The 26,700-nt window shown below is 62.9% G+C and carries 31 protein-coding genes and 1 pseudogene; 13 read left to right on the top strand and 19 right to left on the bottom strand.

Translation table 11 applies throughout. From position 1 onward, the window contains the following. Window positions 1-14 precede the first annotated feature (14 nt). The 7 genes and pseudogenes from VGR99_RS36015 to VGR99_RS35985 form a co-directional block, all read left to right on the top strand. Window positions 15-274: pseudogene (locus VGR99_RS36015) on the top strand (IS5/IS1182 family transposase); the annotation flags it as partial. Between the two features lie 70 nt (window positions 275-344). Beyond that, on the top strand, window positions 345-1,028 hold the full coding sequence (locus VGR99_RS36010; protein ID WP_326904701.1) for an acetyltransferase: 684 nt from the start codon (window positions 345-347) through the stop codon (window positions 1,026-1,028). After that, window positions 1,025-1,948 (top strand): glucosyl hydrolase, encoded by a 924-nt coding sequence (locus VGR99_RS36005; protein WP_326904700.1) that lies wholly within the window; start codon window positions 1,025-1,027, stop codon window positions 1,946-1,948. Before VGR99_RS36010 ends, VGR99_RS36005 begins: the two co-directional genes overlap by 4 nt. After that, complete coding sequence (locus tag VGR99_RS36000; RefSeq protein ID WP_326904699.1) at window positions 1,945-2,916, top strand: GNAT family N-acetyltransferase; 972 nt, start codon at window positions 1,945-1,947, stop codon at window positions 2,914-2,916. The genes VGR99_RS36005 and VGR99_RS36000 overlap by 4 nt, the downstream gene beginning before the upstream one ends. A gap of 10 nt (window positions 2,917-2,926) precedes the next feature. Then, entirely contained in the window at window positions 2,927-3,331 is a 405-nt protein-coding gene (locus tag VGR99_RS35995) for an FdtA/QdtA family cupin domain-containing protein (RefSeq protein ID WP_326904698.1), read from the top strand. Between the two features lie 29 nt (window positions 3,332-3,360). Next, a complete protein-coding gene (locus VGR99_RS35990) occupies window positions 3,361-4,461 on the top strand; it encodes a DegT/DnrJ/EryC1/StrS family aminotransferase (RefSeq protein ID WP_326904697.1) in 1,101 nt (366 codons plus the stop codon). A gap of 240 nt (window positions 4,462-4,701) precedes the next feature. Beyond that, the gene (locus tag VGR99_RS35985) at window positions 4,702-4,866 is read left to right on the top strand and encodes a DegT/DnrJ/EryC1/StrS family aminotransferase (RefSeq protein ID WP_326904696.1); all 165 of its coding nucleotides are present in this window, start codon (window positions 4,702-4,704) and stop codon (window positions 4,864-4,866) included. Between the two features lie 105 nt (window positions 4,867-4,971). Here the strand turns inward: VGR99_RS35985 and VGR99_RS35980 are convergent, their stop codons facing one another. The 4 genes from VGR99_RS35980 to VGR99_RS35965 form a co-directional block, all read right to left on the bottom strand. Then, entirely contained in the window at window positions 4,972-6,477 is a 1,506-nt protein-coding gene (locus VGR99_RS35980; protein ID WP_326904695.1) for a glycosyltransferase family 39 protein, read from the bottom strand. A 6-nt stretch (window positions 6,478-6,483) separates the two neighbouring features. After that, window positions 6,484-7,611 carry a glycosyltransferase family 2 protein gene (locus VGR99_RS35975; protein ID WP_326904694.1) on the bottom strand — a complete coding sequence of 376 codons (1,128 nt, stop codon included), beginning with the start codon at window positions 7,609-7,611 and terminating at the stop codon, window positions 6,484-6,486. Window positions 7,612-7,873: 262 nt separating this feature from the next. Further along, the gene (locus VGR99_RS35970; RefSeq protein WP_326904693.1) at window positions 7,874-8,074 is read right to left on the bottom strand and encodes a hypothetical protein; all 201 of its coding nucleotides are present in this window, start codon (window positions 8,072-8,074) and stop codon (window positions 7,874-7,876) included. An 88-nt stretch (window positions 8,075-8,162) separates the two neighbouring features. Then, window positions 8,163-8,543, bottom strand: coding sequence for a hypothetical protein (locus VGR99_RS35965; RefSeq protein WP_326904692.1), 381 nt, complete (start codon window positions 8,541-8,543; stop codon window positions 8,163-8,165). Window positions 8,544-8,644: 101 nt separating this feature from the next. Here VGR99_RS35965 and VGR99_RS35960 point away from each other — a divergent pair, with 101 nt between their 5' ends. The 3 genes from VGR99_RS35960 (at window position 8,645) to VGR99_RS35950 (ending at window position 11,376) form a co-directional block, all read left to right on the top strand. Then, a complete protein-coding gene (locus tag VGR99_RS35960; protein ID WP_326904691.1) occupies window positions 8,645-9,481 on the top strand; it encodes a DUF72 domain-containing protein in 837 nt (278 codons plus the stop codon). A 9-nt stretch (window positions 9,482-9,490) separates the two neighbouring features. After that, window positions 9,491-9,955, top strand: a complete 465-nt coding sequence (locus tag VGR99_RS35955; RefSeq protein WP_326904690.1) for a DUF488 domain-containing protein — start codon at window positions 9,491-9,493, stop codon at window positions 9,953-9,955. A 98-nt stretch (window positions 9,956-10,053) separates the two neighbouring features. Beyond that, entirely contained in the window at window positions 10,054-11,376 is a 1,323-nt protein-coding gene (locus tag VGR99_RS35950; protein WP_326904689.1) for a hypothetical protein, read from the top strand. 134 nt (window positions 11,377-11,510) lie between these two features. Here VGR99_RS35950 and VGR99_RS35945 read toward each other — a convergent pair whose 3' ends face one another. From VGR99_RS35945 to VGR99_RS35900, 10 genes are all read right to left on the bottom strand, one after another. After that, on the bottom strand, window positions 11,511-12,425 hold the full coding sequence (locus tag VGR99_RS35945) for a PhzF family phenazine biosynthesis protein (RefSeq protein WP_326904688.1): 915 nt from the start codon (window positions 12,423-12,425) through the stop codon (window positions 11,511-11,513). Window positions 12,426-12,549: 124 nt separating this feature from the next. After that, the gene (locus tag VGR99_RS35940; protein WP_326904687.1) at window positions 12,550-13,443 is read right to left on the bottom strand and encodes an amidohydrolase family protein; all 894 of its coding nucleotides are present in this window, start codon (window positions 13,441-13,443) and stop codon (window positions 12,550-12,552) included. A 20-nt stretch (window positions 13,444-13,463) separates the two neighbouring features. After that, window positions 13,464-14,705 carry an MFS transporter gene (locus VGR99_RS35935; RefSeq protein ID WP_326904686.1) on the bottom strand — a complete coding sequence of 414 codons (1,242 nt, stop codon included), beginning with the start codon at window positions 14,703-14,705 and terminating at the stop codon, window positions 13,464-13,466. A 49-nt stretch (window positions 14,706-14,754) separates the two neighbouring features. Next, window positions 14,755-15,486, bottom strand: coding sequence for a GntR family transcriptional regulator (locus tag VGR99_RS35930; RefSeq protein ID WP_326904685.1), 732 nt, complete (start codon window positions 15,484-15,486; stop codon window positions 14,755-14,757). Window positions 15,487-15,612: 126 nt separating this feature from the next. Further along, complete coding sequence (locus VGR99_RS35925) at window positions 15,613-15,813, bottom strand: hypothetical protein (protein WP_326904684.1); 201 nt, start codon at window positions 15,811-15,813, stop codon at window positions 15,613-15,615. Window positions 15,814-15,936: 123 nt separating this feature from the next. Further along, complete coding sequence (locus VGR99_RS35920) at window positions 15,937-17,241, bottom strand: adenylate/guanylate cyclase domain-containing protein (protein WP_326904683.1); 1,305 nt, start codon at window positions 17,239-17,241, stop codon at window positions 15,937-15,939. Window positions 17,242-17,270: 29 nt separating this feature from the next. After that, window positions 17,271-18,434: an ABC transporter permease gene (locus tag VGR99_RS35915; RefSeq protein ID WP_326904682.1), complete on the bottom strand. Its 1,164-nt coding sequence runs from the start codon at window positions 18,432-18,434 to the stop codon at window positions 17,271-17,273. Continuing rightward, window positions 18,431-19,363: an ABC transporter ATP-binding protein gene (locus tag VGR99_RS35910; protein WP_326904681.1), complete on the bottom strand. Its 933-nt coding sequence runs from the start codon at window positions 19,361-19,363 to the stop codon at window positions 18,431-18,433. Before VGR99_RS35910 ends, VGR99_RS35915 begins: the two co-directional genes overlap by 4 nt. After that, window positions 19,360-20,148 (bottom strand): efflux RND transporter periplasmic adaptor subunit, encoded by a 789-nt coding sequence (locus VGR99_RS35905; protein ID WP_326904680.1) that lies wholly within the window; start codon window positions 20,146-20,148, stop codon window positions 19,360-19,362. Before VGR99_RS35905 ends, VGR99_RS35910 begins: the two co-directional genes overlap by 4 nt. After that, the gene (locus VGR99_RS35900; RefSeq protein WP_326904679.1) at window positions 20,145-20,840 is read right to left on the bottom strand and encodes a TetR/AcrR family transcriptional regulator; all 696 of its coding nucleotides are present in this window, start codon (window positions 20,838-20,840) and stop codon (window positions 20,145-20,147) included. The genes VGR99_RS35905 and VGR99_RS35900 overlap by 4 nt, the downstream gene beginning before the upstream one ends. A 108-nt stretch (window positions 20,841-20,948) precedes the next feature. On the opposite strand from VGR99_RS35900, the gene VGR99_RS35895 reads away from it, so the two are divergent. Genes VGR99_RS35895 through VGR99_RS35885 form a run of 3 tightly spaced genes read left to right on the top strand, consistent with a single transcriptional unit; the run spans window position 20,949 to window position 22,168 of the window. Further along, window positions 20,949-21,284, top strand: a complete 336-nt coding sequence (locus VGR99_RS35895) for an ArsR/SmtB family transcription factor (RefSeq protein ID WP_011088398.1) — start codon at window positions 20,949-20,951, stop codon at window positions 21,282-21,284. After that, on the top strand, window positions 21,281-21,742 hold the full coding sequence (locus VGR99_RS35890) for an SRPBCC domain-containing protein (protein ID WP_326904678.1): 462 nt from the start codon (window positions 21,281-21,283) through the stop codon (window positions 21,740-21,742). Before VGR99_RS35895 ends, VGR99_RS35890 begins: the two co-directional genes overlap by 4 nt. A 12-nt stretch (window positions 21,743-21,754) precedes the next feature. After that, window positions 21,755-22,168: a GFA family protein gene (locus tag VGR99_RS35885; protein WP_326904677.1), complete on the top strand. Its 414-nt coding sequence runs from the start codon at window positions 21,755-21,757 to the stop codon at window positions 22,166-22,168. Window positions 22,169-22,172: 4 nt separating this feature from the next. Here the strand turns inward: VGR99_RS35885 and adhP are convergent, their stop codons facing one another. From adhP to VGR99_RS35860, 5 genes are all read right to left on the bottom strand, one after another. After that, window positions 22,173-23,198 carry an alcohol dehydrogenase AdhP gene (gene adhP, locus VGR99_RS35880; protein WP_326904676.1) on the bottom strand — a complete coding sequence of 342 codons (1,026 nt, stop codon included), beginning with the start codon at window positions 23,196-23,198 and terminating at the stop codon, window positions 22,173-22,175. A 126-nt stretch (window positions 23,199-23,324) separates the two neighbouring features. Beyond that, entirely contained in the window at window positions 23,325-23,735 is a 411-nt protein-coding gene (locus tag VGR99_RS35875; RefSeq protein ID WP_326904675.1) for a DUF2000 family protein, read from the bottom strand. 65 nt (window positions 23,736-23,800) lie between these two features. After that, window positions 23,801-24,190: a DUF4189 domain-containing protein gene (locus VGR99_RS35870; RefSeq protein WP_326904674.1), complete on the bottom strand. Its 390-nt coding sequence runs from the start codon at window positions 24,188-24,190 to the stop codon at window positions 23,801-23,803. 207 nt (window positions 24,191-24,397) lie between these two features. Further along, window positions 24,398-26,002 carry a molybdopterin-binding/glycosyltransferase family 2 protein gene (locus VGR99_RS35865; protein ID WP_326904673.1) on the bottom strand — a complete coding sequence of 535 codons (1,605 nt, stop codon included), beginning with the start codon at window positions 26,000-26,002 and terminating at the stop codon, window positions 24,398-24,400. Next, the gene (locus VGR99_RS35860) at window positions 25,999-26,700 is read right to left on the bottom strand and encodes an XdhC family protein (RefSeq protein WP_326904672.1); all 702 of its coding nucleotides are present in this window, start codon (window positions 26,698-26,700) and stop codon (window positions 25,999-26,001) included. The genes VGR99_RS35865 and VGR99_RS35860 overlap by 4 nt, the downstream gene beginning before the upstream one ends.

Here is a 26,700-nt window from a genome sequence, read left to right as displayed (position 1 = left end):
TGAAGGAAAGGCATCCCGACAAACTCCATGCCGACAAGGGTTACGGCTTTGCGCGCTGTTGTCACCATCTGCGCACGCGAGGCATCAGCCCACGCATTGCGCGCCGTAGCATCGAGAAAAATGATTGACTGAGCAGCTTTGGGTTGTGGAACGCGCGCCCGCATGGCTTGGAGGATCGGGCAAGCTACCCATCCGCATCGAACGTCGTCTTGATATTCATCTCGCTTTGCTCACACTCGCATGCGTAGCCACGATTCGTTGTTGGCGACTCTAACGAATATGAGACTGCGGTGCAGTCTCTGGTAGCGGAACCCAAACATCGCTCGACAAATCGGGACGCATGCATGTCAGCAAGTATGAAGAAGAAAAAGCTTATCATTGTCGGCGATTCGGCGTTTGCCGAAATCGCACGCGAGTATTTCGATGTCGATACGGACTATCAGGTGGTAGCGTTTGCGGTGGAAGAGGCATACCTGAAGCAAAACGAATTGCACGGGTTGCCGGTCGTGGCGTTCGAACGGCTTCCTGCGCTCTATGCCCCGCAGGAGCATGACGTTTTTGCCGCTGTCACCTACACCGGTCTGAACCGCTTGCGGGAGCGTTTCGTCCGCGAAGCGAAAACGAAGGGGTATCGGCTGGCCTCCTACGTCAGCCCCCGTGCGTTTGTGTGGCGCAATGTACGTATTGGCGAGCATGTGTTCATCTTCGAAGACAACACGGTTCAGCCATTTGTCGAACTCGGCAACAATGTTGTGTTGTGGAGCGGGAATCATGTAGGACATCATAGTAAGCTGAGAGATAACATCTTTGTTTCGTCCCAAGTTGTCATCTCGGGTTATTGCGACATCGGGGAAAATTCTTTCCTAGGCGTCAATGCGTCCATTGCGAACAATGTGACGGTTGCCAGGGACAACTGGGTCGGCCCCGGTGTAACCTTGATGAGGGATACCGAACCCGGAAACCTGTTCAAGGCTGAGCAGTTCGAACCCGCCAAAGTGTCAGCGACACGCTTTTTTAAAGTGCAATGAAGTGGTTGAAACATGGCGTGGTGTGGAAGCCGTCGGGCATCCAATGGTGGGCGCGCAGTCACGCTACATGCCCAACACCTATCTGGCTCGACAATGAAACGCTGCGGGTTTACGTGCAATGTCGCGACGAGAAAAACGTCGGGCGCATCGGTTTCGTCGATCTCGATCCAGTCGACCCGCGCAAGGTGATTCGAGAAAGCCAGGCGCCCGTGTTCGACATCGGCCTGCCCGGCGCGTTCGATGACAACGGTGTGTTTCCAACTTCGGTGGTTCGCGTCGCCGACGGTAGCCTCTACATGTACTATGTCGGCTTTGAGCTTTGCCATCGAATCCGCTATCGTCTTCTGACGGGGCTGGCCATCAGCACAGACAACGGCAACACGTTTCGGCGCGCTCAGGCCACGCCTGTGCTGGAACGCAGTTCGGATGAGCAATTCTTTCGCTGTGGTCCCTGGGTCGAACAGGACGGTCAACGCTTTCGCATGTGGTACGTCGCGGGAAATGAATGGGAGACAATCGACGGCAAACCGATGCCCATTTATGACATTCGCTACGCAGAATCCGACGACGGGGTGCATTGGCCGGCTAAGGGGCATATCGTGATGCCGCTGGAATCGGAGAACGAGCATGGCTTCGGACGACCGGTTGTCAGAAGGCGCCGCGACGAATATCGGATGTTTTACTCCATACGCAGGCGCAATCCTGCGCGCTATCGGCTCGGATACGCAAAATCTCGCGACGGCCAGACTTGGCAGCGGCTTGACGGCGAAATGGGGCTGGACGTCACCGCCGGCTCATGGGACGGAGAAGCCATTTCGTATGGCGTTGACGTCGACGCCGGCGGTCGGACGTGGCTGCTGTACAACGGCGATGATTTCGGCGTTACGGGTTTTGGCATCGCGGAGCTTCTCCAGCCATGATGCGGGCGCGCTTTTTTGACGCCGGGGATGCAATTCGCTGGGACAGTTTCTGTCACGGCGCACATGGCGCCACGTTTCTGCATTCGCGCGCTTTCCTGTCATATCACGGCAATCGCTTCGTTGACCGATCTGTCGTGGTCGAGCGGCACGACGAATGGCTGGGCGTCATTCCTGCCGCCGAGCATCCTGGCGATCCATCCACCGTCGTCTCCCACCCCGGTGCAACCTATGGCGGCATGGTGCATCATGGGCGATTGCGGGGAGGTCGAATGCTGCAGGCATTGAATTCGGCATTGGCACTATGGGCGTCCGCTGGCTATGAACGCCTGCAGTACAAAGCTGTTCCGTACATCTATCAGCTATCCCCCGCCCAAGAGGATCTTTACGCGCTCTTTCGTGCGGGAGCTGCCCGTTATCGTTCAGACCTTTCCAGTTGCATTGACCTGCAGTATCGCCTGCCAGTCAGCGAACGCCGAAAACGCGGAAGAAAGAAAGCGTTGCGAGCATGCGTGCAACTCACGCAAGGAACAGACCACCTTGCGGCGTTATGGCCGGTGCTTGCCGATAACCTCGAGCGGAATCATGATGCGGCTCCGGTTCACACGCTGGGCGAAATGTCGTTACTCGCAGCTCGCTTTCCCGAGCACATCGAGGTAATGACTGCGCAGGTGGACGGTAGCGTTGAAGCTGGCATCGTGCTTTTCCTTGGCCAGACAGTCGCGCACGCGCAGTACATTGCATCGAGCGAAGCCGGTTATGCGGTAAATGCGCTCGACCTCTTGTTCGACGGAGCCATCGAGCACAGCGTACGCTCAGGCAAGCGCTACTTCGATTTTGGCATCAGCACGGAAGAGCATGGGCGGATCCTGAATGAAGGCCTTGCGCAGTTCAAAAACGAGTTTGGCGCTGGCGGGATAGTATATGAACACTACGAGATGAATCTAAAAGAGGGTGGAAATGCCGCTTAATGATTGCCGCATGTTCGAATTGCCGAAGATCGCCGATCCCCGTGGCAATTTGACATTTGTCGAAGCGGGGAATCATGTCCCATTCGACATCAAACGCGTCTACTATCTGTATGACGTTCCAGGCGGCTCGGACCGAGGCTCGCACGCGCACAAGAATCTTCATCAGTTCGTGGTGGCGATGTCTGGTAGTTTCGATATCGTCCTTAACGACGGCGACCGGCAGCGGCGATTCCATCTGAACCGGTCGTACTTTGGGCTGTATATCTGCCCCATGACATGGCGCGCGCTCGACAACTTCTCATCGGGCAGCGTCTGCATGGTGCTGGCCTCAGCGCACTATGACGTCGACGACTACATTCGCGACTACGACGAATTTATCGCGCTCGCCCGTCGCAATTCGTCTGTGGTTGCCTAAAATTTGTGAGTCAGAACTGACCGGGAAAAATGCTGATAGATTTTCTCAACCTTGGCCGGGTAAACGCTCGATATGAGCCGGCAATTCGCGACGCAATCGACCGTGTGCTGGGTTCGGGATATTATCTGCTGGGCGAGGAAGCCGCTGCGTTTGAACGGGAGTTCGCGTCCTATTGCGGGGTCAAGCATTGTATCGGCGTGGCCAACGGTCTGGATGCGCTGCACCTGATCTTGCGCGGCTATGACATCGGCGAGGGCCATGAAGTAATTGTGCCAGCCAATACTTTCATCGCTACGTGGCTCGCGGTAAGTCTCGTCGGTGCCCGGATTGTACCGATCGAACCTGATGGCTCTACCTGGAACATCGACCCGAAGCGGATCGAGGAAGTCATCACGCCGCGAACGCGCGCTATTATGCCCGTTCACCTCTATGGCTGTCCGGCAGATATGGATGCGGTCCGAGAAATCGCGCGGCGGCATCATCTTCGCGTAGTCGAGGACGCTGCACAGGCACATGGCGCCCGTTATCGGGGACGCAGGGCAGGAGGCCTCGGCGACGCAGCAGGCTTCAGCTTCTATCCAGGCAAGAACCTCGGGGCGCTGGGAGACGGCGGCGCGATCACGACGAGCGACGATGAACTGGCCGACAGGCTACGCAAGCTGCGCAACTATGGATCATCAATCAAATACCAGCACGATATCTTGGGCGTAAACTCGCGGTTAGATGAGATACAGGCGGCTGTCCTGCGCGTGAAGTTGGCGCATCTCGATGCGGAAAATGCGCGGCGAGCCGCCCTCGCGAATATCTATCGGGAAGCGCTTGCCGCTACCCCGGTCGAACTGATTCGGTTGTCTGACGAGATGGAATCCGTGTGGCATCTTTTTGTTGTGCGGACTCCCGAGCGCGACGCGCTGCGCGACTTCCTGACGTCGCGAGGGGTCGGTACACAGATTCACTATCCTGTACCTTGCCACCGCCAGGGCGCGTATGCTCATCAGGCTTGGCCTGATCTTCCCACAACAGATCGACTGCAGTCGCAGATTCTGAGCTTGCCGATGTCGCCATATCTGAGCGCAGATGATGCAGTGCATGTGGCAGGACTTGTGGCGGATTTTTTTAACCATCGATAAGCCCGCTGTGGTTCCAGCCGGAAGGTGAATTAATCTGTGACTTTTTGAGGATTTCGTGCGCTGCGTCGCGCCGCTCCAACTAATGCTTTCGCAAGAGGCGGCTCAACTCTTGCCAAGAGTGAATGCACTATTTGGCCCTAATGAACTGAGCGTCGCCTAGGCTTTGACCTTTTTGACGCTTCGCTCTCGAGGCCCAGAGCGCGGCCGACTCACAGGGCATCGGCCGGGCCGTGCCATCACATGACGGCATACAAGACACAGAAGGACGTGAAACTAGACGTCACGGAGCGAACTGCCTACAACGTGATTGCGCTGCCGCTTTATAACGATATGACCGATGAAGAATGCGATCGCATCGTCGCCGCCATCCGGCAAGTGCACCAATCAGCCCTAGCCACAACGTGAGCAGGTCTTAGGCGCAAGAAAATCGCCTTAGAAACCTTGGCGCCCCGATGAGTATTGAATTGCCATGTCGGAGCATTTCAATACTCATCGTGAGGTGCCGCCCGCTCAAGGCAGCAGTTCGGGCGGCGGCGAGCGGTCCAGCACGTCGCCCTTGGCACCTTCCAGCAGATCGATGCCGTAAGTCTCGACCACGAGCGGACCGCGCTTGCGCTGCAACTCGGCGACGCGCGTCACCTGCGCAAAGAGGTCGTTCAGCAATAGATGGCCGTCGGGACGCAACTCGTCGACATAGATCAGCTTGCCCGCGAGCAGCTTCGGATCCGGCTCGGGCATATTGACCCAGCGAATGCGCTGGTTCTGCTGCGCCACGCAGGTGCCGCGCGGCAGGTAGAAGGCGAGCCAGCCCGTTGTGCCGTAATCCGGCGCAAGCACGCAGGTCGCGGCATTGCGCACACGCACGGCTTCGATTTCCGCGGCGAGCTCGCGCCAGCCGACGCCGACGCTGCGCACCGTGGCATCGCGGCGATAGCCGGACAAAAGGCCCGTATTGGCCTGCAGGATGAGGGCAGCGAACATCACGATGCCGGTGGGCGCAGCCCAGCGCAGGCAAAACTCCACCAGGCGCCGTGCACGCGGCTTCCACTGCACGAGGTTGGCGGCGGCGGCCGCAGCGACGACGAAGGGCGGATAGACCGGCGCGAACCAGTTGGCCTCGACGCGGGCGTGCAGCGAATGCCAGACGAAATAGGCGACGATGGTCCAGAACAGCGCCTCGATCAGCACACGCGAGGCCTGCGCGCCGGCCCGGCGCCAGGTCAGCGCATGCAGGCCCATCGCGCCGAGGATGAAGACCAGCGGGGTCGCGAACGCGATCTGGGTCGGGATCAGCTCGGCGATGAAGACGGGCCGGAAGTCCTCGATTTTTGCGCGGCCGAGCTGCTTGACGAACGAGACCCATTGATGATCCGCATTCCAGAGGATCACCGGCGAGAACAATGCCAGCGCCAGGAGGCCGCCGAGATAGGGCCAGGGCGAGAGAAACCAGCGTCGCAGTTTCGGCACGAACACGAGCCAGATCAGGATCGCGGCGCCAAAGAACATCGCGGTGTACTTTGACAGCAGCGCAGCGCCAACGGCGGCGCCGACCGCCAGCCACCACACGCCGCGGCCGGTCTCCAGCACCTTGGCCAGGAAGAACATCACGAAGCTGGACGCCACCAGCAACGGCGCATCCGGCGTCACGATCAGCGTGCCGACGGAGGCCATCATGGTGACGTTGAGCAGGATCGCGCTGGTCGCGGCGACGCGCGCCCCGCCGAACAGGATCGCCGCGGAGCGATAGATCGCATAGCTCATCGGCAGTGCAAGCAGGATCGAGACGAGGCGGACGCCGAGCTCGGTGTCGCCGGCGATCATGGTGCCGGCGCGGATGACGTAGGCGACCATCGGCGGGTGGTCGTAATAGCCACCCGCGAGGTTCTTCGACCACATCCAGTAATAGGCTTCGTCGAAGGTGATCGGCGTGAACGCGGCCGCGACCAGCCGCAACACGACCAGCGCAACAATCACCAGCGCGGTGTTGCGGACGATCCGCGCGTCAGCCCCGCCCATCTCGAGCTATTTCTTGCGCCAGACGAACAGTCCGGACATCGCGTAGTTCCACACCACGCCCATCAGCGCACCGGCCATGCCCGCCAGCCACCAAATCGGTTCCTGGTCGTAGACCGAGAAGGCGACGCCGACATTGGCGAGCAGACCGACGCTGCAGACGATGTAGAACGCGATCAAGCCGCGCAGCAGCGCAAAACCCTTCAGCCGCTGGTCGCGGTAAGTGAGGAAGTTGTTGAGGATGAAATTGCTGGTCATGGCGACGATGGCGCCGGCGGCCTGCGCTTCCGCGAACGGCACCTTGAACAGCTGCAGCCCGATGAACAGCGTGGTGAGATGCACCACGAGGCCGATGCCGCCGACCATCGCGAACAGGATGAAGCGCAGCGAGACGATGTCGTTGCTGAGCTTGGCCAGGACCAGACCGAGGAAATCAAGTGCGACCATGGAATCGAGCTTGCTTTCGCCGTGTTGGCGGGCGCCGAATGTGTAGGGAATCTCGACCGCGCGCAATGAGCCATGCGCGGTCGCGACGAGGTCGAGCAGGATCTTGAAGCCGTGCACCGACAGTTTGGGCGCAAGGTCCTCGAAACGGTCGCGGCGCACCATGAAGAAGCCGCTCATGGGATCGGCGATCTCGACCCGCAGCATCTTCTTGGCGACCTCGGTCGCCAGCGCACTGGCGCCGGCGCGCTGCTTGTTGAAGCCTTCGCTCTTGTAGCCCTCGATGTAGCGGCTGCCGACCACCAGATCGGCCTGGTCGCTGGCGAGCAGCAACAGCATCTTCGGAAGCTGCGTCTCATCGTGCTGAAGGTCGGCATCGATCACGGCCACAAAGGGCGCGCTCGAGGCCAGGATGCCCTCGATGCAGGCGCCCGACAGGCCACGGCGGCCGATGCGACGGACACAGCGCACGCGGCTGTCCTGCTGCGCCAGCGCGCGCACGACGTCCCAGGTACCGTCGGGCGAATTGTCGTCGACGAACACGACCTCCCAGGCGACGTTGGCGAGTGTCGCCTCCAGCCGCCGGTACAGCACCGTGACGTTGTCGCGCTCGTTGAAGGTCGGGACGATGACCGACAGTTCCGGCCCCTCTTGGGTCTGGCTGTCGGCGGCCGGTCGGATCGCTTCATTCATGACGGCAGCGTATATCCGCCGCGTCCTGCGCTGCCAAGTTCTTGAGCTACGAAGCCGGGGTTTCTGTGGGGAACGGCCCAAAAAAGGCCCTAAAATGCCAACGACCCCGGAACGGCGGACCGCGCGTACATCCGGCGCAGGCCCAAGCTATTCCAAGGTCGTCCCAGCGCCGGAGTTTTCGCTCAACGTCGCCGTTACAAGCTAGATGGGGATCGCAAAACCGCTTTGCAAGGGGCCCGGGCGGCCTTTTTGGCCCCGCTCGCTAGTTCGGGACTTCCTTGATCACCGGGCCGCGGGGCACGGGCGCGGCGGGGGCCACGGGTGCTGCGGCCGGGGCCGGCTCGACCTTTACCGGCTTGGGCGGCTTGCCGTACTGGCCGATCGGCCCGAGGACGACGGCAGCCGCCAGCACGACCGCCGCGACGATCGCGCCCAGAATGCCACCTACCGACTCAGACGACATGAAAGCCCATCCCTGTTCCCGACGCGGCCACTGATACCACGGATGAACACGGGGCCGGAAGGGCTCCCGGACGGCATGGGCGAATGCGCTACTTCTGCGGCGGCCGGTGCTTGACGAAGGCCGTCACGATGTCCTTCTGCGCCGACTCGACCGCCCTGTTCGCGGTCGCGAGATGGGCGCCGGCGTCGATGTTCGGATACTGCGTGGTGAGATAGTCCAGCAGCGCCACCCGGTAATATTGCCGCTCCGACGGACAGGCGCCGGCGACCGAGCGGCCGAAATCCTGCTCCGTCATGCCCTGATTGCTGTCGCGCGAATATTCCCGCGCGAGGCAATGCCAGTAGTCGTCGCGGCCCTGCTGAGCGAGCTTCTGTGCTCCCTTCGCATCGTCGTCATCCGCCATCACAGGATAGGTCATGGCAGCAGATGTCATCATGACGAGCGCGGCTCCCAGCATCAGCATCCGCATCTTGTTCTCCTTCTTTGCGGCTCTCGTCGCAAAGCTTAGACGGGACCGGCTAACTGGCCAATCACATCTGGTTTGATTAGGATGAGGTCCCTCCCCCGTCGATGCGAGATCCTCCCGTGGCCAAAGCAAAAACCGCGTCCAAAAAATCCGGCAACATCTTCATCGGCATCGGCGGCTGGACCTTCGAGCCCTGGCGCGGCGTGTTCTATCCAGAGAAGCTGACGCAGGCGAAGGAGCTGTCCTATGCCGCCTCGAAGCTGACCTCGATCGAGATCAACGGCACCTATTACGGCTCGCAGAAGCCGGAGAGCTTTCGCAAATGGGCCAGCGAAGTGCCCGATGGTTTCGTCTTCTCGGTAAAGGGACCGCGCTTCGCCACCAACCGCCGCGTGCTCGGCGAGGCCGGCGATTCCATCAAGCGGTTCTATGATTCCGGCGTGCTGGAACTCGGCGACCGCCTCGGGCCGGTACTGTGGCAGTTCGCACCGACCAAGAAATTCGACGGCGCCGATTTCGGAGCCTTCCTCGAGCTGCTGCCGCGCAAACTCGACGGACGCGCGCTGCGCCATGTCGTCGAGGTCCGCCACGACAGCTTTTGCACGCCAGACTTCGTCGCGCTGATCCGCCAGTTCGAGACGCCCGTCGTGTTCGCCGAGCACGGCAAATATCCGGCGATCGCCGATGTCGCGAGCGACTTCGTCTATGCCCGGCTGCAGAAGGGCAATGACGAGATCAAGACCTGCTATCCGCCCAAACAGCTCGATGCCTGGGCCGGGCGCCTGCAGGCCTGGGCCGAGGGCGGTGAACCCGACGATTTGCCGAAGGTCGACAAGGCGAAGCCGAAGAAAGAGCCGCGCGACGTGTTTGCCTACGTCATCCACGAGGGCAAGGTACGCGCGCCGCACGGCGCGATGGAACTGATCGCGCGGGTGAGCTGAGGATGGTGCATGGCAAAGGCGAAAAAGCTCTTCACCATCGGCTATGAGCAGACGCCGCCCAAGGCGGTGCTGGACGAGTTGGAGCAGGCCGGCGTCAAGCTCGTGGTCGACGTGCGCGCGGTGACGTCATCGCGGCGGCCGGGCTTTTCCAAGAATCAGCTCGCCGCCGGGCTCGATGAGCGGGGTATCGCCTATGTCCATCTCGCCGCACTGGGTACGCCGAAGGAAGGCCGCCTCGCCGCGCGCAGCGGCCAGTATGATGAGCTGGAGAGGATTTTCTCGAAGCACCTCAAGACGCTGGAGGCCAGAGAACAGATGGACGAGCTTTCGGCGCTGGTGAAGAAGGCCGGCCCGGTCTGCCTGCTCTGCTACGAGCGCGACCACACCCACTGCCACCGCCAGATGATCGCGGAGATCATCGAGGAGCGCGATGGGGTGGCGGTGAAGAATTTAGCGGGGCGGCACCCCCCCTAGGTCTGCCCCAAGCCAATGGGCGACTTTCCAAACAAAATGAAATGCGCTATCTTAAGTTGATTTAGAGCATCTGATACCGTTATCCCATTGAGACGGCAATGACCGACCCTCACCGAAGGGCCCTTTCAGAGTCCTATACACCTCCGATAGTCATCTCGGTCCACGGAATTAGAACCGCTGGACGCTGGCAAAAGTCGCTAGCGGACACGCTCGGCGTTCACACGATCAAACATCGTGCTCACGACTTTGGATGGTTTTCCATATTTCGCTTCTCCACGACTTCGTCTCGCAAAAATAGGATCGATGAATTTTATGATTTCTACGGCGAAATTGCGCGAGAGCAAAACCTAGGTATCGATCTCTCAGATTACCGGGCTCGCCCATCCATCATTCTACATAGCTTCGGCACATACATCGTCGGATACGCCATGCAGAAGCATCCCGATATTCAGTTTGACAAAGTTATACTTTGCGGCTCGATTCTGCCCGTTGATTTTGACTGGTCGACCTTATTTCATCGCGATCAGGTCAACTATGTTCGAAACGAATACGGCGCCCAGGATAGGTGGACAGCCATCGTCGGTCACTTCATCAAAAACACCGGCGCAAGCGGATCGAACGGCTTTCAAACCCTAAGCCCAGTCGTTTCACAAGAACGCTTCGAATATTTCGGCCATAGTGATTATTTCAAAAGGGCGCACATTGAGAGCCAATGGATACCTGTGCTGAAGAGACAACCATCTCCGCTTCAGATTCGTCACGGCAGAAATATGCACGGCGACCTCGATCGCTTTGTCGACACTCTCAATGCGACTGCAAAGATTGATGATACTTGCTTTGCGGGACTTCCGGGCTATGAGGCGTCGCAAATTCCTCGCGGCTTATCCACGACTTGGATCGAGATCAATCCTGACATCTATACATTTCTCTTCGACCGAGATTCCGACAAGGTCTGTGGTTACGTAAACGCGATGCCACTCACGGATGAATGCTTCGAGAAAGTCAAAAAGGGAGAGATCAAAGACTCCGACATAACGAGCGACGATATTCTTCCTTTTTTGAACAACCAGACAGTCAAGCTCTATTTGATGTCGATTGCGATCGCCCCCTTAGTACGGCGAGCAAATCAAGGACTGCTTCAGGAGCCTGTAGAGCGCCTTGCGGGCGGCTTCCTTGCCAAATTGTTCTTTTATGCGGCTAGCCAAAAAATTCGTGTGACCGAGATCGTTTCTGTCGGATGGACGAAACCTGGTGAAAAATTATGTCAAGCATTTGGCATGCAACCTATTGGCAAAGATAGAGATAAACATCCCATTTATTGGATGGACTTCGGTGAAGGCCCTGTCCAGACCGCGCGAAAGATATTCCCTAGCGTTGAACGGCTGTCCGAGACGTACAAGCTAATGATCGAGTCTTCATAATTCACACCAAGAGTTTGGCAGGACGCGGTCCGGAAAGATCCTCAGTTGCGAGCGACTGCCGGTCGGTACACGGCGGAGAGGACGAGACGGACACCAACCTCTCAAACAGAAATTCCCTCCGCGCCAAGTAGAGCCTATCCCTCCCCTGCCAAGTGGAACGTCCCCTCCATCATCTGCACGCAGCTGCCGCCGACATGGGCGGAGACGACCTTGCCGTCCTGCTTGCGCACGCGCGTTGCGAGGATGCTGGGCCGGCCCATGTCATAGCCCTGGCCGACCGTGAGCTTCAGCTCGCCATCACGCATGGGATCGAGATCGGCGAACAGCGCTGCGGCGGCGACGGTGGCGCTGCCGGTCGCGGGATCCTCGGTGAGACCGCTGGCGCCGCGCATGAACATGCGCGCCTGCCGCTCGCACGGCGCCTCCGATGCGGGTACGTCGCGGGTATAGAACCACACCGAGCGGGCGCCGTCGCGCGGCAATATCTTGCCGTAGGCCGCAGCGTCGGGCCGGGCCCGCTTCAGCGCCTCGCGCGAATGCAGCTCCATCACCAGGAACGCATTTCCGACGGTGACGACATGCGGTGCGTGGTTGTCGGTCTTGATATCCTCGGCGCTGAGCGAGATGCAGCTCGCGGCTTCAGCCGCCGACAGTGGCGCATGCCGCGCCAGCGGCTGCGGCGCGGTGAGCTCGGTCCTGATCACCCGACCCTCCTCGCGCACGATCTCGACCGGCACGAGCCCGGCCTTTTCCTCGAACAGCAGGCGCGGCTTCGGCTCCTTCGCCATCGAGGCCAGCACGAAAGCGGTGCCGACATTGGGATGGCCGGCAAAGGCGATCTCCAGCACCGGCGTGAAGATGCGCACCTCCGCGTCATGGGCCTTGTCGCGCGGCGGCAGCACGAAGGTCGTCTCGGAATAATTGAATTCGGTCGCGATCGCCTGCATCTGCGCCGTCGACAAGCCGCCGGCATCGAGCACCACGGCGAGTTGGTTGCCGCCGAACGGGCGATCGGTGAACACGTCGACAGTGATGTAGCGGCGCTGCATCGCTCATTTCCTCTTCACGCAAATCGCAGCCGCACTCGGCTGCATCGCCGGCACTCTACAAGCCGGCGACATCGTCCGTCATGCCCCAAAATTCGGAGCAATCGGAGCAATCGCAGACGACGTTTCAGAAGCGGAAGAGCGATCGTGGCGACGCCAACACCTGTGCACGCTCGCGCGCGTCGGCGATCAGCGTGTCGAGGAATTGCCGGTTCTTGTCGTAGCTCTGCGAGGCCTCGAACTGGGTGTGCGGCCAGTCGCTGCCCCACAACAGGTGATCCACGCCATAGGCCTCTCGCAACAGCGGATAGGCCGCCTTGGCAAAATCTTCGCCGGCCGGGCCATTACGATACGGCGCCGAGATCTTGACCCAGACGTTCTTCGTCGTCCCCAACTTCAGCACCGACTGAAAGCCGGGATCGGCGATGCCGAGCCTTGGATCGGGCAGCGTGTAATGATCGAGCACGACTGTGACGCCGTGATCGAGCAGTTGCGGCGCGAGCACAGCAAGATCGGAGGCATTGCGCTGGATCTCGACCTGCCAGCCCATGGCCTTCACGTTTCCGAGCAGGCCCTTCCATTCGACGGCAGCAAGATCGGGCAAGGGCTGGCCGACGAGATTGAGGCGAAGGCCGACCACGCCGGCACGGTCGAGCGCGCGCAGCTCGTCCGCGGAGACAGAGGGACCGACGACGGCAATGCCGCGCAGACGCCCACTCGTCTGCTTCAGGCATTCGACCAGATAGGAATTGTCGCTGCCGAGAAAGCTCGGCTGCACCAGCACGCCGTTGGTCATGCCGTTGCGGTCGAGCTGCTCCAGATAGAGCGCCAGCGGCGCGTCGTAATCCGGCGCGTAGCGCCGGCCCGGTGCGAGCTTGAGGCCGCGATGGAAGACATGGGCGTGGGTGTCGATAACAGGCAAGGCCGGCTCACTCCTGGCTGTGGTTGCGGCCAGTGTGGCGAGCGACACGAGGCCCGCACCGAACTGGCGGCGCGTGAGGCCGCGCTGGGCGAATGTCATGGCTGCTCCCCATCCCCACGTCAGGCGCGCGTCGCGGCGGTCTGTTCAAAGACCTTACCGCGGGTTTCCGGCAGCATCAGCACCGCGATCAGCACCAGCGAATAAGCAAAGGCCGCATCGATACCGATTGCCGGGCCAAGGCCAATGTGATCGCTGAGATAGCCGACCAGGAAGGGAAACGCGGCGGAGACGATGCGGCCGAAATTGTAGCAGAAGCCGACACCGGTGCCGCGCACGCCGGCGGGATAGAGCTCGCTGAACAGCGCCGCCATGCTGGCGGGAATGCCGGCCGAGAAGAAGCCGAGCGGAAAGCCGAGCACCAGCATCTCGCCATTGGTCAGCGGCGCGAAGATGTAGATCAGCACGGTGATGATGCAGGCGCTGGCGAAGAACGCGACGTTGGCACGGCGACCGATCCGGTCGCTGATGATGCCGCTCGCGACGCAGCCGCAGAAGAAGGCCACGATGATCACGGCGAGATAGCCGCTTGAGCCCAGCACCGAGAGGTGTCGCACCTCGCGCAGATATGTCGGCAGGAAGGTCGTGAGCGCGGCGTATCCGCCATGGGCGCCGATGCCGAACAGGCCGCCGATCAGGGTTGAGCGCAGCACGTCGCGATGGAAAATGCCGGAGAGCGTCGCGAGGAACGGCGTCTTCTCGGCGGCAACGGCCCGCGGCGGCTCTTTCAAGCCACGGCGGATGAAGATGATGAGGAGCGCAGGCAACAGCCCGAGCGCGAACAGCAGCCGCCAGGCGATGTCGGCAGGCGCATAGGTGAACACCAGCGCCGAGAGCAGCACGGCGGCGCCCCATCCGACCGCCCAGGCGCTCTGCACTGAGCCGAGCGCCTTGCCGCGATGCTCGGGGCGGATGATCTCGGCCATCAGCACCGCGCCACAGGCCCATTCGGCACCGAAGCCGAGGCCCTGGATCGCCTTGAGGATCAGGAGCTGGGTGTAGGTCATCGCAAACGCGCAGGCGAAGGTCGCGAGCGCAAAGGTGGCGACGGTGATCTGCAGCGCCTTGACGCGGCCGAAGCGATCGCCGAGTGCTCCGCCGAGCCAGCCGCCGAAGGCGCCGAAGAACAACGTGATCGAGCCGAGCAGGCCGGCATCGGCCTTGCTGATGCCGAACGCCGCGATCAGCGCAGGGATGGCGAGGCCGAACATCTGCACGTCGAGCGCATCCAGCGCCCAGCCGCCAAAGCTTGCCCAGAACGTGCGCCGCTCCAGCGGCGAGCTCTCGCTGTACCAGTTCGACATGTTTCCTACCCCTGTACTGATTGTTGCTTGGTGTCGTTGAAGTCCGCGCTCACCTGATCTCGGCGTGGTAGCGGAAGCGGTCCGCCGGCCCGCGCGAGCGGCGCCATTCGATCGGCCGCCGCTCGAGGTCGAGCGCGAGACGCTCGATCACGATCAGCGGTGCGTGGGTTTCGAGCCTGAGCAGGCGCGCCTGCATCTCGTTGGCGGTCTCGACCGTCAAAATTTCCTCGGCGGAGACCACGACCTCGCCGCAGCGCTCCTCGTAGAGCGGATACAGCAAGTCGCCGAACTCGGCGGTGTCGATCTCGAGGATTGGCGCGAAGCGCGATTGCTGCAGCCAGATCTCCTCGGCAAGCAACGGGACATCGTCGATCAGGCGCAGGCGCGACAGGCTGATCACGGGCTCGCCGACCGGGATCCGCAGTGCGGATGCGACGGCTGATGTCGCGGGCACGCTTCTGCGGCGAATTATGCGGCTCTTCGGCACCCGCCGCTCGCCGCTCTCGGACTGGAAGCGGAAGAAGCGGAACAGCGAGGAGTTGAAGCGCGCGCGGCGCACGAAGGTGCCGCGGCCCTGCTGGCGCTCCAGCACGTTGTCGCTGACGAGCTGGTCGATCGCCTTGCGCACGGTGCCGATGGCGACGCCGTAGTGCGCGCCAAGCTCGGCCTCCGACGGGATCGGCTCGCCCGGCCGCCATTCATTGCGGTTGATCCGCGCGGCGAGGTCGTCGCGCAGGCGCTGGTAGCGAGGCAGGCGGTCGTCGTGCGAAGCTGCATTCATATAGTCATATAGATGACTATATGAGATGGGAGTCAAGCACTACCGCGATACCGTGATCAAGGTTGCTGTCACGCACGCGGGGCCGGGTTGGCGCAGCATCGCCAGCCCGGCTTCGCGACTTCGCCGTCAGTTGGTCGTGGACTTGGGCAGGCAAGGCGGCTCCTTGTAGGGCGCAGACGCAAACGCACCCTCCGCGGGAGCCCTGACGCAATCGGCGGCCGCATGGGTCGCGGTGCGACGCGGCGCGGCATCGCGTGCGGCTGCGGCCTGGGTTTGATAGAGGGCGGCGGCAATCAAGGCGGCCGAGACAAGGCTCAATCGGGTCATTGGTGTTCTCCGCATGACAAACGGAAAGCCGATAGTTCGGCTTCCGGAGTGCAGGAGCGGAAACCGACGCGCGATATTTCATCACGCGCCTTCAACGAAACGCGAGCTTTGACGGAAAGCCCCCTACCCGAGCTGAAACACCGGCACCTTCTGCTCGTAGCCGCGCACCTCGACCTCGCCGAGCGCGACGGCATCGCGGCCGTCGTCGCCCAGCGCCTCGCGCACCGAGGCGGAGATCAGGAGCTGCGAGCCGAACTCCTTGTTGAGCGCCTCCAGGCGCGAGGCGAAATTCACGGTGTCGCCGATGACCGTGTACTCCTTGCGCCGGGGCGAGCCGATATTGCCGGCAACGACCTCGCCGAAATGGATACCGATGCCGATCCTGAGCGGCCAGCTCGTCTGCGCGTTGATGCGGTCCATCGCGGCCAGCATCTCGCGGCCCGCGGCGACCGCGCGGTGCGCGGCATCGGAGGCCTCCAGCGGCGCGCCGAACAGCGCGAGGAAGCCGTCGCCGAGAAACTTGTTCACGATGCCGCCCTGGCGGTCGAGGATGTCGACCAGCACGGCAAAGGCGCCGTCGAGCCGGTCCACGACCTCCTGCGGCGTGCGCGTCTGCGCGCCCGCGGTAAAGCCGCGGAAATCGACGAACATCACGGCGACGCGGCGGACATCGCCGCCCGCGCTGGTGCCCGCCGCCATCAACCGCTCCACCACTTGCGGTGAGACGTGCTGGCCGAACAAATTGGTCACCCGGTCGCGCGCGGTGGCGGCCGCGATGCTCGCGGCAAATTGCCGGCGGAGTTGCGCGCCGACCGAGCCTGCGAGCACGCCGCAGACTAGGATGATGACGCTGCGTACCGCGTGGAAATAGGTCTGAGGTTCGCCAAGGCTGGAGGAATCGAAAATCAGCGCCACCGCGAACAGCTCGGCGGCGGCGACAAAGCCGGTGAAGGTCGACAGCCAGAAATCGAGCCGCAGCGTCGAGAGGATGACGAAGATGAAGTACATCAGCGGCACCGCGAAGCCGAGCGCCTGGCTCGCGCCCATGGTCCGGATCTGCAGGATCAGGATCACGGTCGGTACCGACGTCTCGATCAGCGCGCCGATATAGCGCCTGACGACCGGCAGGTCGCGATCGAGCTTGAGGTTCTTCCTGATCTGGGTGTGGACCCAGACCTCGAACAGGATGAAGCCGACCAGCAGGCCATAGACCTCGGCGAGGCCCTCGGTGCCGCGCCAGACCCGGCCCACGACGACAGGGTCGACCAGGTAGATCGCGGTGAGGAACAGCATCATGACGCAGCCGGTCATGATCAGGGCGCGCACCCGCAGCAGCTCGGTACGCAGCACCTCCCGCGTCAGTTCGCGTTCGAAATCCTCCGAAAGCGCGGCATGCTGCCGCGTCTTCCTGCTTGCAAACCTGACCATTCCGCCCCTCGATTCCGGAGCATTGTGCCTCAATCCAGCGTGCGGCGGAAGCGCGTCACGGCGATGGTCATGGCGACCAGCATCAGGATCGCCAGCGCCAGCGCGTCGAAGCGCAGATTCTGCATGGTCGCGCCCTTCAGCATGATGGCGCGGACGATCCGCAGATAATGCGTCAGCGGCAGGCCCTCGCCGACATATTGCGCCCAGGCCGGCATGCCCGCGAACGGGAACATGAAGCCGGACAGCAGGATGCTCGGCAGGAAGAACATCATCGACATCTGCATGGCCTGGAGCTGGTTCTGCACCAAAGTCGAGATCGTGTAGCCGATCGACAGATTGGTGGTGATGAACAGCGTCGAGAGCAGCGCCAGCAGGAAGAGGTTTCCGAGCACGGGCACGCCGAACAGGAACACACCGATGCCGATGATCAGGAAGGCCTGGACGAAGCCGACCAGCACGTAGGGAATGATCTTGCCGAACATCACCTCGACCGGCTTGATCGGCATCGACAGCAGGGCCTCCATGGTGCCGCGCTCGACCTCGCGCGTCACCGAGAGCGCGGTGAAGATCAGCATGGTCATGGTGAGGATGGTACCGACGAGGCCCGGCACGATGTTGAGGCTGGAGTTCGCGGCCGGATTGTAGCGGGCATGGGCGCGGATCTCGAACGGCAGCTCCGGGGGATCGCCGATATAGAGATCATGCTTGAGCGCGGTCTGCACGACCATGCCGAGCGAGCCGAGCGCCGCGCTTGCCGCGACCGGATCGGTGGCGTCAGCCGCGACCAGCAGCGCCGGCTTGTCACCGCGCCGCACCGCCCGCTCGAAGCCGCGCGGGATCTCGACGCCGAACAGTACCTTGCCTGACTTCAACAGATTGTCGAAATCGTCGACGTCGTGCACCTCGTACAGGAAGCGGAAATATTTGGTGTTCTCCAGCGCCTTCAGCACCGAGCGGGCGAGATCGCTGTCTTCCTGGAGCAGCACCGCGCTCGGCAGATTGTGCGGCGTGGTGTTGATGGCGTAGCCGAACAGCAGGAGCTGCATCACCGGCAGCATCACGATCATCGCGAACGAGACGCGGTCGCGCTTGAGCTGGATGAACTCCTTGATCAGCATCGCATAGGAGCGCTTCAAGAAGCCGAAGCGTTCGCGGATCTCGTGCGTCGGAGCTGGTCGATCGACGGCGCTCATTGGAAATTGTCCTTGGACCGGCTCATCAGCTCGATGAACACGTCTTCCAGCGACGGTGACGATTTGTGCCAGTGCAAGCTGGCCTTGTCGCGCCACGGCGCAATGCTGGCTTCGAGCGCGGCCACGTCGCGCCCGGACACGTGCAGCGAGGTGCCGAACGGCGCCACCATGTCCACGCCGGGCTTGCCGGTGAGCGCCGCCGTGAGCTCGTTCAGATCGTCGCCTGTCACTGTGTAGGTCGACAGCGCAGATCCCGCGATCACCTCCTCCACCGTGCCATGCGTCAGCAAATGGCCGTAGGCGATGTAAGCGATCTCGTGGCAGCGCTCGGCTTCGTCCATGTAATGGGTCGAAACCAGCACGGTGAGGCCCTCGGCGGCGAGAGCGTGGATCTCGTTCCAGAAATCGCGCCGCGCCTTGGGATCGACGCCGGCGGTCGGCTCGTCGAGCAGCAGCAGTTTTGGACTCGGCAGTGTGCAGGCGCCCAATGCAAGGCGCTGCTTCCAGCCGCCCGAGAGCTCGCCCGCGAGCTGCTCTTCGCGGCCGGAGAGCCCGAGGCGCTTGATCATGTCGCGCGCCACGCCGCGCGCATCGGTGAGGCCATAGAGCCGCGCCACGAATTCCAGGTTCTCGCGGACCGAAAGATCCTGATACAGGCTGAAGCGCTGGGTCATGTAGCCGACCTGGCGCTTGATCTTGTCGGCATCGCGCCGGATGTCGTACCCGAGACAAGTGCCCTCGCCGCTGTCGGGCGTCAGCAGGCCGCAGAGGATGCGGATGGTGGTGGTCTTGCCCGAGCCGTTCGGTCCGAGGAAGCCGTAGATCGAGCCGCGCTTCACCTGCATCGACAGATCGTGCACGACCTCGCGGCCGCCGAACGACTTCGTCAGGCCCTTGACGTCGATCGCGATGCCGTTGCCGCCGCTCATCGCTTGTCCGCCACCGGCGTTTTCGGATTGAGATAAACGTCGATCGGCTGCCCCACCCGCAGCGCGTCAGGGCGTGAGGGCCGCGCCTGGATGAGATAGACGAGCTTGTTGCGCTCTTCGAGGCTGTAGATCACGGGCGGGGTGTACTCGGCCGAGGTCGCGATGAAATAGATCTTTGCAGTCAGATCGGCGGCGCAATTGTCGCAGGCGACCCGCACGGTGTCGCCGATCGCAAGCTTCGGCAGCTCGGCCTCCGGGACGAAGAAGCGCAGCTTCATGTTGCCGGGCGGCATGATCGACAGCACCGGCCGCTGCGCCGCCACCATCTCGCCCTCGCGGAAATAGATCTGCTGGATGGTGCCGGCGACGGGCGCAAAGCCCTTGCGCCGCGCCATCCGTGTCTCCGACGTCGCCACCCGCGCTTCCGCGACGCGCAATGCCGACACGGCGGAGTCAAGATTTGCCTGCGTGCCCGACCCGGTCTTGGTCAGCGAAGCCGCGCGGTCATAGGTCTGCTGCGCATTCGCCAGCGTTGCCTTGTTCTGGTTGAGATCGGCAAGTTGGAGATCGTCGTCGACGGAATAGAGCAGATCGCCGACCTTGACCTCGTCGCCCTCGCGCACGTTGAGCTTCGTGACCCGCCCTGCTTCATCAGGACTGACATAGATCATGTCGGCCTCGACCCAGCCCTGAAAACCCGGCTCGCGCTTTTCCTTACAGCCGGCAAGGCCGGTTGCGAGCACGACGGCCAATGCAATCACAGAAATAACCCGTGACGACCTCATGTCGTCCTCCGTTCACCAAAAATCAAATCGAGATGGACGCGCAGCATGTCCTGCGCATCGAGAGGCGCGTGCCGCGCAAACAGGCTTTGCCAAATCACCGCGATCATCGCAGGCGCGACCAGGATCTGCGGATAGCGCGCGAGGTCTTTCTCGCGGATCTCGCCGCGGGCGATGCCGAGCTCGATCAGCGCGCGCATCCCGGCGATCCCGCGCGAAACGACCTCGCGGTAATAGAAATCGGCGACGGAGGGAAAACGCGGCCCTTCCGCCACGATCAGACGGACGAGATCGCCGCGCCTGGTGCCGATGACCTCTTTCAGGAAGTTGCCGGCGAAGGCCTCGATGAGGTCGCGCACCGAGCCGGTCGGCGGCGGCAGCGCATTCAGCTTCGCCACCACTGGCACGATCACCGTGCGCACCAGCTCCTCGAACATCGATTCCTTGTCCTTGAAGTGCAGGTAGATCGTCCCCTTCGCGACGCCGGCGCGCCTGGCAATGTCGTCGAGCCGAGTCGCGGCAAAGCCGCGCGCGATGAACTCTTCCATCGCGGCCTCCACGATCGCCGCGCGTCGCTCCGCCGCGCGCGCGGCACGGTTCGACGTCGGCGCCTCTTCGCTGCTCGCGGGCGCAGGCGCCGTCGCATTGGCGAGGGCCGCGGACGGCGTGGCGACTTTGGTCGGCTTCTTTGTCATGCTTAATTTATGACTGACTAGTCAGTCATTGTCAAGACGGCGGCGCGGACCCAATCCGCCATCGAATTAGTATTGACTAATGAATTAGCGTACACTAATTTAATTTCCATGATCGAAGCCGCTCCAAATCCCGTCACCACCGTGATGCGCGCCCTCGCCGATCCGACCCGCCGCGCCGTGTTCGAGCGTGTGTTCGAAAGCAAGGAGATCAGCGTCGCCGAGCTGACCCGCGGCAGCGGCGTCACCCAGGGCGCGATCTCGCAGCACCTGAAATCCCTCAAGCAGGCCGGCCTCGTCGCCGAGCGCGCCGAGGGCCGCAACGTCTACTACCGCGCCGCGCCGCAAGGTCTCGAACCGCTGGTCACCTGGATGGACCATTACGGCGTGTTCTGGCGCGAGCGCTTCCAGAACCTGCGTGACCTCTTGAAGGAGATCGACCCGTGAGTGCAGCCGCGTTGAAAGCCGACACAAAGGACATCGTCATCGACGAGGTCTTCCCTCACACGCCAGAGGCGATCTGGAAGACGCTGACCAGCGCGCAGCTGATCGCACGCTGGCTGATGCAGCCGACCGGTTTCGAGGCCGTCGAGGGCACGGCCTTCACGTTCCAGACCACGCCGGGCGGCAATTGGGACGGTGTTATCCATTGCCGGGTTCTCGAAGTCGTGCCGAACCGGCGTCTCGTCTACGCCTGGAAAGGCGGCGACGAGCGCAACACCGGCTACGGCGCGCCGCTCGACACCGTCGTGAAATGGTCCCTCACCCCGGTCGAAGCCGGCACGCGGCTTCGCCTCGAGCATGCAGGCTTCGTCATGCCGAGGAACGAGTCCGCCTACACAGTCATGAGCGGCGGCTGGAAGAAAGTCGTCCGTCAGCTCGACGAGATCAGCGGCGAGAAGTGAGGAGATATCGCGATGACAAAGCCCTTTACCGGCGGCTGCGCCTGCGGCGCGGTCCGCTATTCGATCGCCAGTGAGCCGGTGTTCAGCAATCATTGCCAGTGCCGGGACTGCCAGCGCGAAAGCGGCAGCGGCCACGGCTCCTACATGACTTTCGCGCGCGACGGTGTCACGGTGACGGGCGAGGCCAAGCACTGGGACATGGTCGGCGACAGCGGCAATGTGAAGACGCGCGGCTTCTGCGCACAGTGCGGCTTGCCTGTCTACCTGACCTTCGCCGCCATGCCCGACATCTTCACCATCCGCGCCGCCAGCCTCGACGAGCCCGCCCGCTACAAGCCGCAAGTGGTGACTTACGCCGCGCGCGGGCATGACTGGGATCGCCTCGACCCTGACCTGCCGAAATTCGCAGGCATGCCGCCCGCGTGAGGCGCTAGCCAAAGTCCAGCACCATGCGGCCGTCGATCTTGCCGGCCTTCATGCGGTCGAAGACGTCGTTGATCTCCGCGAGCGGGACCTTGGCGACTTCGGCCTTCACCTTGCCGTCCGTGGCGAAAGCGATAGCCTCGTCGAGATCGCGCCTGGTGCCGACGATGGAGCCGCGCACGGTGATGCGCTTGAGCACGACGTCGAAGATCGGCGTCGGGAATTCGCCCGGCGGCAGGCCGACGAGGCTGACGGTGCCCTTCCGGCGCACCATCTTCAGCGCCTGCGCGAACGCCGCGGTCGACACCGCCGTCACCAGCACGCCATGGGCCCCGCCCCCGGTCGCCGCGATAACCTTGTCAGCGGCGTCGGCTTCCAGCGCGTTGACCGCGATATCGGCGCCGGTCTCGCGTGCGAGCGCGAGCTTGTCCTCGGCGATATCAACGGCCGCGACCTTGAGCCCCATCGCCTTGGCGTACTGGACCGCGACATGGCCGAGCCCGCCGACACCTGAGATCACCACCCACTCGCCGGGCCGCGCATCGGTCTCCTTCAATCCCTTGTAGGTGGTGACGCCGGCGCACAGGATCGGCGCGATGGCGGCGAAATCCACCGTCGCCGGCAGTTTTGCCGCGAAGGCCGCCGAGGCGATGACATATTCGGCAAAGCCGCCGTTCACGCTGTAGCCGGTGTTGTGCTGGTGCTCGCACAGCGTCTCCCAGCCGGTCTCGCAATATTCGCATGCCATGCAGGCATCATGCAGCCAGGCGACGCCGACGGCATCGCCGACCTTCAGGTTCTTTACGCCGGGCCCGAGGGCGGCGACGATGCCTGCGGCCTCGTGGCCGGGGATGAAGGGCGGAACCGGTTTCACCGGCCAGTCGCCGGAGGCTGCGTGCAGATCGGTGTGGCAGACGCCACACGCCTTCACCTTGACCAAGACCTCACCGGGACCGGGCTGCGGCACCGGCACGTCCTCGATCACCAAGGGCTTGCCGAATTCTTTGACGACTGCGGCTTTCATGGTCGGCATCGGTCTGCTCCATTGCAATATGGAGGGCAGACTAACGATGCGGGACGGCGTGCCCTTGATCGGCGTCAAGGAATGCAAGTCTATCGATCGCGGAAACCAACATGACGCGACGATGACGCGCGCGCGTCAGCTATGGAACTTCAATCCGTCGACGATCTTGTCGATCACCTTGCGCTCGGCGCGCATCGCAATGCCGACGAGGTTGAGATCGGCGCGCGCAACCGCCCTCACCACCTCGCGGTTGGCGGCGTCATGCGTGGTCGTGAACATGTCCTCGGTATAAACCGCCGGCTTCACGTTGCGCGTCAGCGCACGGTCGAGCGCGCGCGACAGTGCGGGGCCGTCGGCGCCGTAGATCAGGATCGGCTGGCCGATCAACGAGAGATATTGTGTGCTTGAAGCGTCCTCATAGGGCTCGCCGATGCATTCGGGAAACGCCGCGGCAACGCCGCTGGTGAGAAAGGACGCGACGTTGAGCTTCTGCCAGGCCTGAAGATCGTTGCGGATCACGACGGCGATCTTGGTGTCGAACTGCATGCAATTCCCCGAATGTCATTCCTGACGCAATGCTACGCATCGCTCCGGAATGACGGCAAGAGGAATCAGCCTTTCGCGTCGCAGGCCCAGGCGCGGATCACGCATTCCTTGCCGCCGTATTTGTAGCACTCGCGCGTGGCGGCATTGAGCGAGGCCGCGATCTTCGGCTTGACGGCATAGCCGTAGGCGCCGCAAGGATTGGACAGATCGACCGACATCGCCGCGCAGGCGCGCTTCATCGTCACAGTCGTGCAGTCTCCCTTGCACTGCTTCTGGGCCGCGGCCCTTGCCTCGTGTTCGGCACCATAGTCATAGGCCTGGCCATAGGCCCCGCACTTGCCGACCGCAAAGGCGCCGGCGGCGTGGGCTTCCGTAATATAGCGGGCGCCGGCAACACAGACCGACAGCGCAAAGAAAAACATCGCGCAACGGCGCGCGACGACGTTCGAAGCCATGGAAAAACCCCTCCCCCCAAGGCAGGTGAGGCGACTGTAAGCCGTGGTCGTTTCCACTTGGTGAACGAGGAGTTGAAATCGGACGAAAGGTACAGGGTGGATTAGCCCTGCAGATGCGCGAGGCGCATCTGCTCGGCGTAATCCACCACCTTCTCTTGCTGCGGGCATGGTGGATTACGCCTTCGGCTAATCCACCCTACGGCACCTTCATCCGCGTCGGGCAGCTTCCAAGGCCTGCGGCGTGTCGATGTCGAGGAAGGCGCTCTCGCCATCGACAGGCACTTCGGCGACTGCTTCCGTGTGCTTGGCGATCAGATGGCGCGCGCCAACGTCGCCGTCGAGCGTCATCAGCTCCTTGAAGAAGCGGCGCGACCACAGCACGGGATTGCCGCGGCGCCCTTCGCTGACGGGCACGACGATGAGGTTGCCACGGTCCGGCGCAAAGCCGTCGATCAGGCGGTCGATCAGGCCGGCGTCGATCAGCGGCATGTCGCCCAGACAAACCACAGCGCCGTCGCATGTGTCGGGCACGGCCGCGATGCCGGCCTTGACCGAGCTTGCAATGCCGCCGGCGAAATCCGGGTTCTTGACGAAGCGTACCTTCAGGCCTTCGAGCGCCTGCTCGACCAGCTCTGTCTGATGGCCGGTGACGACGATGACCTCGGATGCCTTGGACGCCAGCGCCTGCTCGGTCGCGATCCGCACCAGCTTCTTGCCGTCGAGCTCGGCGAGCAGCTTGTTCGGGCCGCCCATGCGGGTCGAACGGCCCGCCGCGAGCACGATGGCCGCGACCTGGCTGTTGCCTTCGGTCTCGGGCTTTGCGCGCGGCTGCGGCCGCGTCACGATCTCCATCAGGAGGCCGCCGACGCCCATGCCCATCAGCTCGGAGCGCGTCACCTTGATGCCGGCGAGGAGCCGCATCAGCACCCAGTCAAATCCGTTCTCGACCGGCGAGCGGGCGCAGCCCGGCGCGCCCAGCACCGGAACGCCGCCGGCCCGCGCGATCAGCAAGAGGTTGCCGGGATCGACCGGCATGCCGAAATGCTCGATCTCACCGCCGATGCCCGTGACCGCCGCCGGGATCACGTCGCGACGGTCGGCGATCGCGGAGGCGCCGAAGACGATGACGAGCTCGGCACCAAGGGCGAGCAATTCCTTGATCGCGGCGGACAGCGCGCGTTCGTCGTGCTGCACCCGCCGCTCGGCGATGATGCCGGCGCCGGCCGGTGCGAGCCGCTCGGCGGTGACGCGCAGCGTCTTGTCGACGACCTTCGACGACAGCCCCGGCAGCAGCGTCGAGACCACGCCGACGCGCTTGACGACGTAAGGCGCGACCTTCAGCACGTCCTTGCCGGCGGCCTTCACCGCGGCATCGCGCAGATTCCCCTCGACGCCGAACGGGATGATCTTGACGGTGCCGACCATCTCGCCCTCGACCACCGGCTTGTAGGCGGTGAGCGTCGCAAAGGTGATGGCCTCGTCGATGTTGTTGATGCGGTCAACCGCGGCGCGGTCGATCACCAGCACGCCCGGGTTTGCTGCGAACAGATTGGCGCGGCCGGTGAAGGCGCGCTCGACATGAATGCCCTCGCCGCCGACGGCCAGCGCAATGCTGGCGGCTGCGACGTCCTCGGAGACGTCGCCTTCCTCCATGCGGACCACCACGACGTCCTTGATGCCGGCGCGCGTCAGCGCCTCGACTTCGGCAGGACCAATGGTCGTGCCCTTCTTCAGCACCAGCGGTCCCTGGCGGAGGGTGTGGACGGTCACCCCGCCGATTGCATCCTTGGGGCTCGCCGGACCGAACTTCATGCCGCTTCTTCTTTTTCTTGTGGTGGCAGGCGGAGCACCGCCGTGATCTCGGCCATGATCGACACCGCGATCTCGGACGGCGAGACCGCACCGATCGCAAGGCCAATCGGCGCGTGGATGCGCGCGATGTCGCGGTCCTTCGCGCCCTGCGCCCGCAGCCGGTCGCCGCGCTTGGCATGCGTCTTCCGCGAGCCGAGCGCGCCGATATAGAAGCAGCCACGCTCGAAGGCGTGCAGCAGCGCCGGATCGTCGATCTTGGGATCGTGCGTCACCGCGACGAAGGCCGTGTAGGCATCGACGTTGAGTGGCGGCAGCGCCGTGTCGGGCCATTCGGCGACCAGCGGAATGTCGGGGAAGCGCTCGGGGCTCGCAAAGGCCGTGCGGGGATCGACGACGGTCACGTCATAACCGAGCGAGCGCGCCAGCGGCGCCAGCGCCTGGCTGATATGGACGGCGCCGATGATGACGAGCTTTGCGGTCGGCGCGTAGACATTCAGGAAGAGCTTCTTGCCGCCGGCCTCGACATTGGCGCTCTTGCCCATGCGAAGCTGTTTCTCCAGCTCGGCCCGCAGCGGATCCTTGGCGAAATCCGCCGCCTTCACCAGGCGCTGCTCGCCGGTCTCGGTGTCGGTCACCAGGATCGCCGGCCGGCGCGCGGCGCGCTCGGCATTGAGTTCGTGCAGGATTGCGAGCTTCAC

Origin of the sequence: Bradyrhizobium sp. (assembly GCF_035935975.1) — a bacterium.
GTDB lineage: Bacteria > Pseudomonadota > Alphaproteobacteria > Rhizobiales > Xanthobacteraceae > Bradyrhizobium.
This window is presented reverse-complemented; position numbering and strand designations above follow the sequence as displayed.

Coding starts and splice junctions, on each gene's coding strand:
- VGR99_RS36010 (WP_326904701.1), top strand. CDS start 345: ATGTCAGCAAGTATGAAGAAGAAAAAGCTTATCATTGTCGGCGATTCG.
- VGR99_RS36005 (WP_326904700.1), top strand. CDS start 1,025: ATGAAGTGGTTGAAACATGGCGTGGTGTGGAAGCCGTCGGGCATCCAA.
- VGR99_RS36000 (WP_326904699.1), top strand. CDS start 1,945: ATGATGCGGGCGCGCTTTTTTGACGCCGGGGATGCAATTCGCTGGGAC.
- VGR99_RS35995 (WP_326904698.1), top strand. CDS start 2,927: ATGTTCGAATTGCCGAAGATCGCCGATCCCCGTGGCAATTTGACATTT.
- VGR99_RS35990 (WP_326904697.1), top strand. CDS start 3,361: ATGCTGATAGATTTTCTCAACCTTGGCCGGGTAAACGCTCGATATGAG.
- VGR99_RS35985 (WP_326904696.1), top strand. CDS start 4,702: ATGACGGCATACAAGACACAGAAGGACGTGAAACTAGACGTCACGGAG.
- VGR99_RS35980 (WP_326904695.1), bottom strand. CDS start 6,477: ATGGGCGGGGCTGACGCGCGGATCGTCCGCAACACCGCGCTGGTGATT.
- VGR99_RS35975 (WP_326904694.1), bottom strand. CDS start 7,611: ATGAATGAAGCGATCCGACCGGCCGCCGACAGCCAGACCCAAGAGGGG.
- VGR99_RS35970 (WP_326904693.1), bottom strand. CDS start 8,074: ATGTCGTCTGAGTCGGTAGGTGGCATTCTGGGCGCGATCGTCGCGGCG.
- VGR99_RS35965 (WP_326904692.1), bottom strand. CDS start 8,543: ATGCGGATGCTGATGCTGGGAGCCGCGCTCGTCATGATGACATCTGCT.
- VGR99_RS35960 (WP_326904691.1), top strand. CDS start 8,645: ATGCGAGATCCTCCCGTGGCCAAAGCAAAAACCGCGTCCAAAAAATCC.
- VGR99_RS35955 (WP_326904690.1), top strand. CDS start 9,491: ATGGCAAAGGCGAAAAAGCTCTTCACCATCGGCTATGAGCAGACGCCG.
- VGR99_RS35950 (WP_326904689.1), top strand. CDS start 10,054: ATGACCGACCCTCACCGAAGGGCCCTTTCAGAGTCCTATACACCTCCG.
- VGR99_RS35945 (WP_326904688.1), bottom strand. CDS start 12,425: ATGCAGCGCCGCTACATCACTGTCGACGTGTTCACCGATCGCCCGTTC.
- VGR99_RS35940 (WP_326904687.1), bottom strand. CDS start 13,443: ATGACATTCGCCCAGCGCGGCCTCACGCGCCGCCAGTTCGGTGCGGGC.
- VGR99_RS35935 (WP_326904686.1), bottom strand. CDS start 14,705: ATGTCGAACTGGTACAGCGAGAGCTCGCCGCTGGAGCGGCGCACGTTC.
- VGR99_RS35930 (WP_326904685.1), bottom strand. CDS start 15,486: ATGAATGCAGCTTCGCACGACGACCGCCTGCCTCGCTACCAGCGCCTG.
- VGR99_RS35925 (WP_326904684.1), bottom strand. CDS start 15,813: ATGACCCGATTGAGCCTTGTCTCGGCCGCCTTGATTGCCGCCGCCCTC.
- VGR99_RS35920 (WP_326904683.1), bottom strand. CDS start 17,241: ATGGTCAGGTTTGCAAGCAGGAAGACGCGGCAGCATGCCGCGCTTTCG.
- VGR99_RS35915 (WP_326904682.1), bottom strand. CDS start 18,434: ATGAGCGCCGTCGATCGACCAGCTCCGACGCACGAGATCCGCGAACGC.
- VGR99_RS35910 (WP_326904681.1), bottom strand. CDS start 19,363: ATGAGCGGCGGCAACGGCATCGCGATCGACGTCAAGGGCCTGACGAAG.
- VGR99_RS35905 (WP_326904680.1), bottom strand. CDS start 20,148: ATGAGGTCGTCACGGGTTATTTCTGTGATTGCATTGGCCGTCGTGCTC.
- VGR99_RS35900 (WP_326904679.1), bottom strand. CDS start 20,840: ATGACAAAGAAGCCGACCAAAGTCGCCACGCCGTCCGCGGCCCTCGCC.
- VGR99_RS35895 (WP_011088398.1), top strand. CDS start 20,949: ATGATCGAAGCCGCTCCAAATCCCGTCACCACCGTGATGCGCGCCCTC.
- VGR99_RS35885 (WP_326904677.1), top strand. CDS start 21,755: ATGACAAAGCCCTTTACCGGCGGCTGCGCCTGCGGCGCGGTCCGCTAT.
- adhP (WP_326904676.1), bottom strand. CDS start 23,198: ATGCCGACCATGAAAGCCGCAGTCGTCAAAGAATTCGGCAAGCCCTTG.
- VGR99_RS35875 (WP_326904675.1), bottom strand. CDS start 23,735: ATGCAGTTCGACACCAAGATCGCCGTCGTGATCCGCAACGATCTTCAG.
- VGR99_RS35870 (WP_326904674.1), bottom strand. CDS start 24,190: ATGGCTTCGAACGTCGTCGCGCGCCGTTGCGCGATGTTTTTCTTTGCG.
- VGR99_RS35865 (WP_326904673.1), bottom strand. CDS start 26,002: ATGAAGTTCGGTCCGGCGAGCCCCAAGGATGCAATCGGCGGGGTGACC.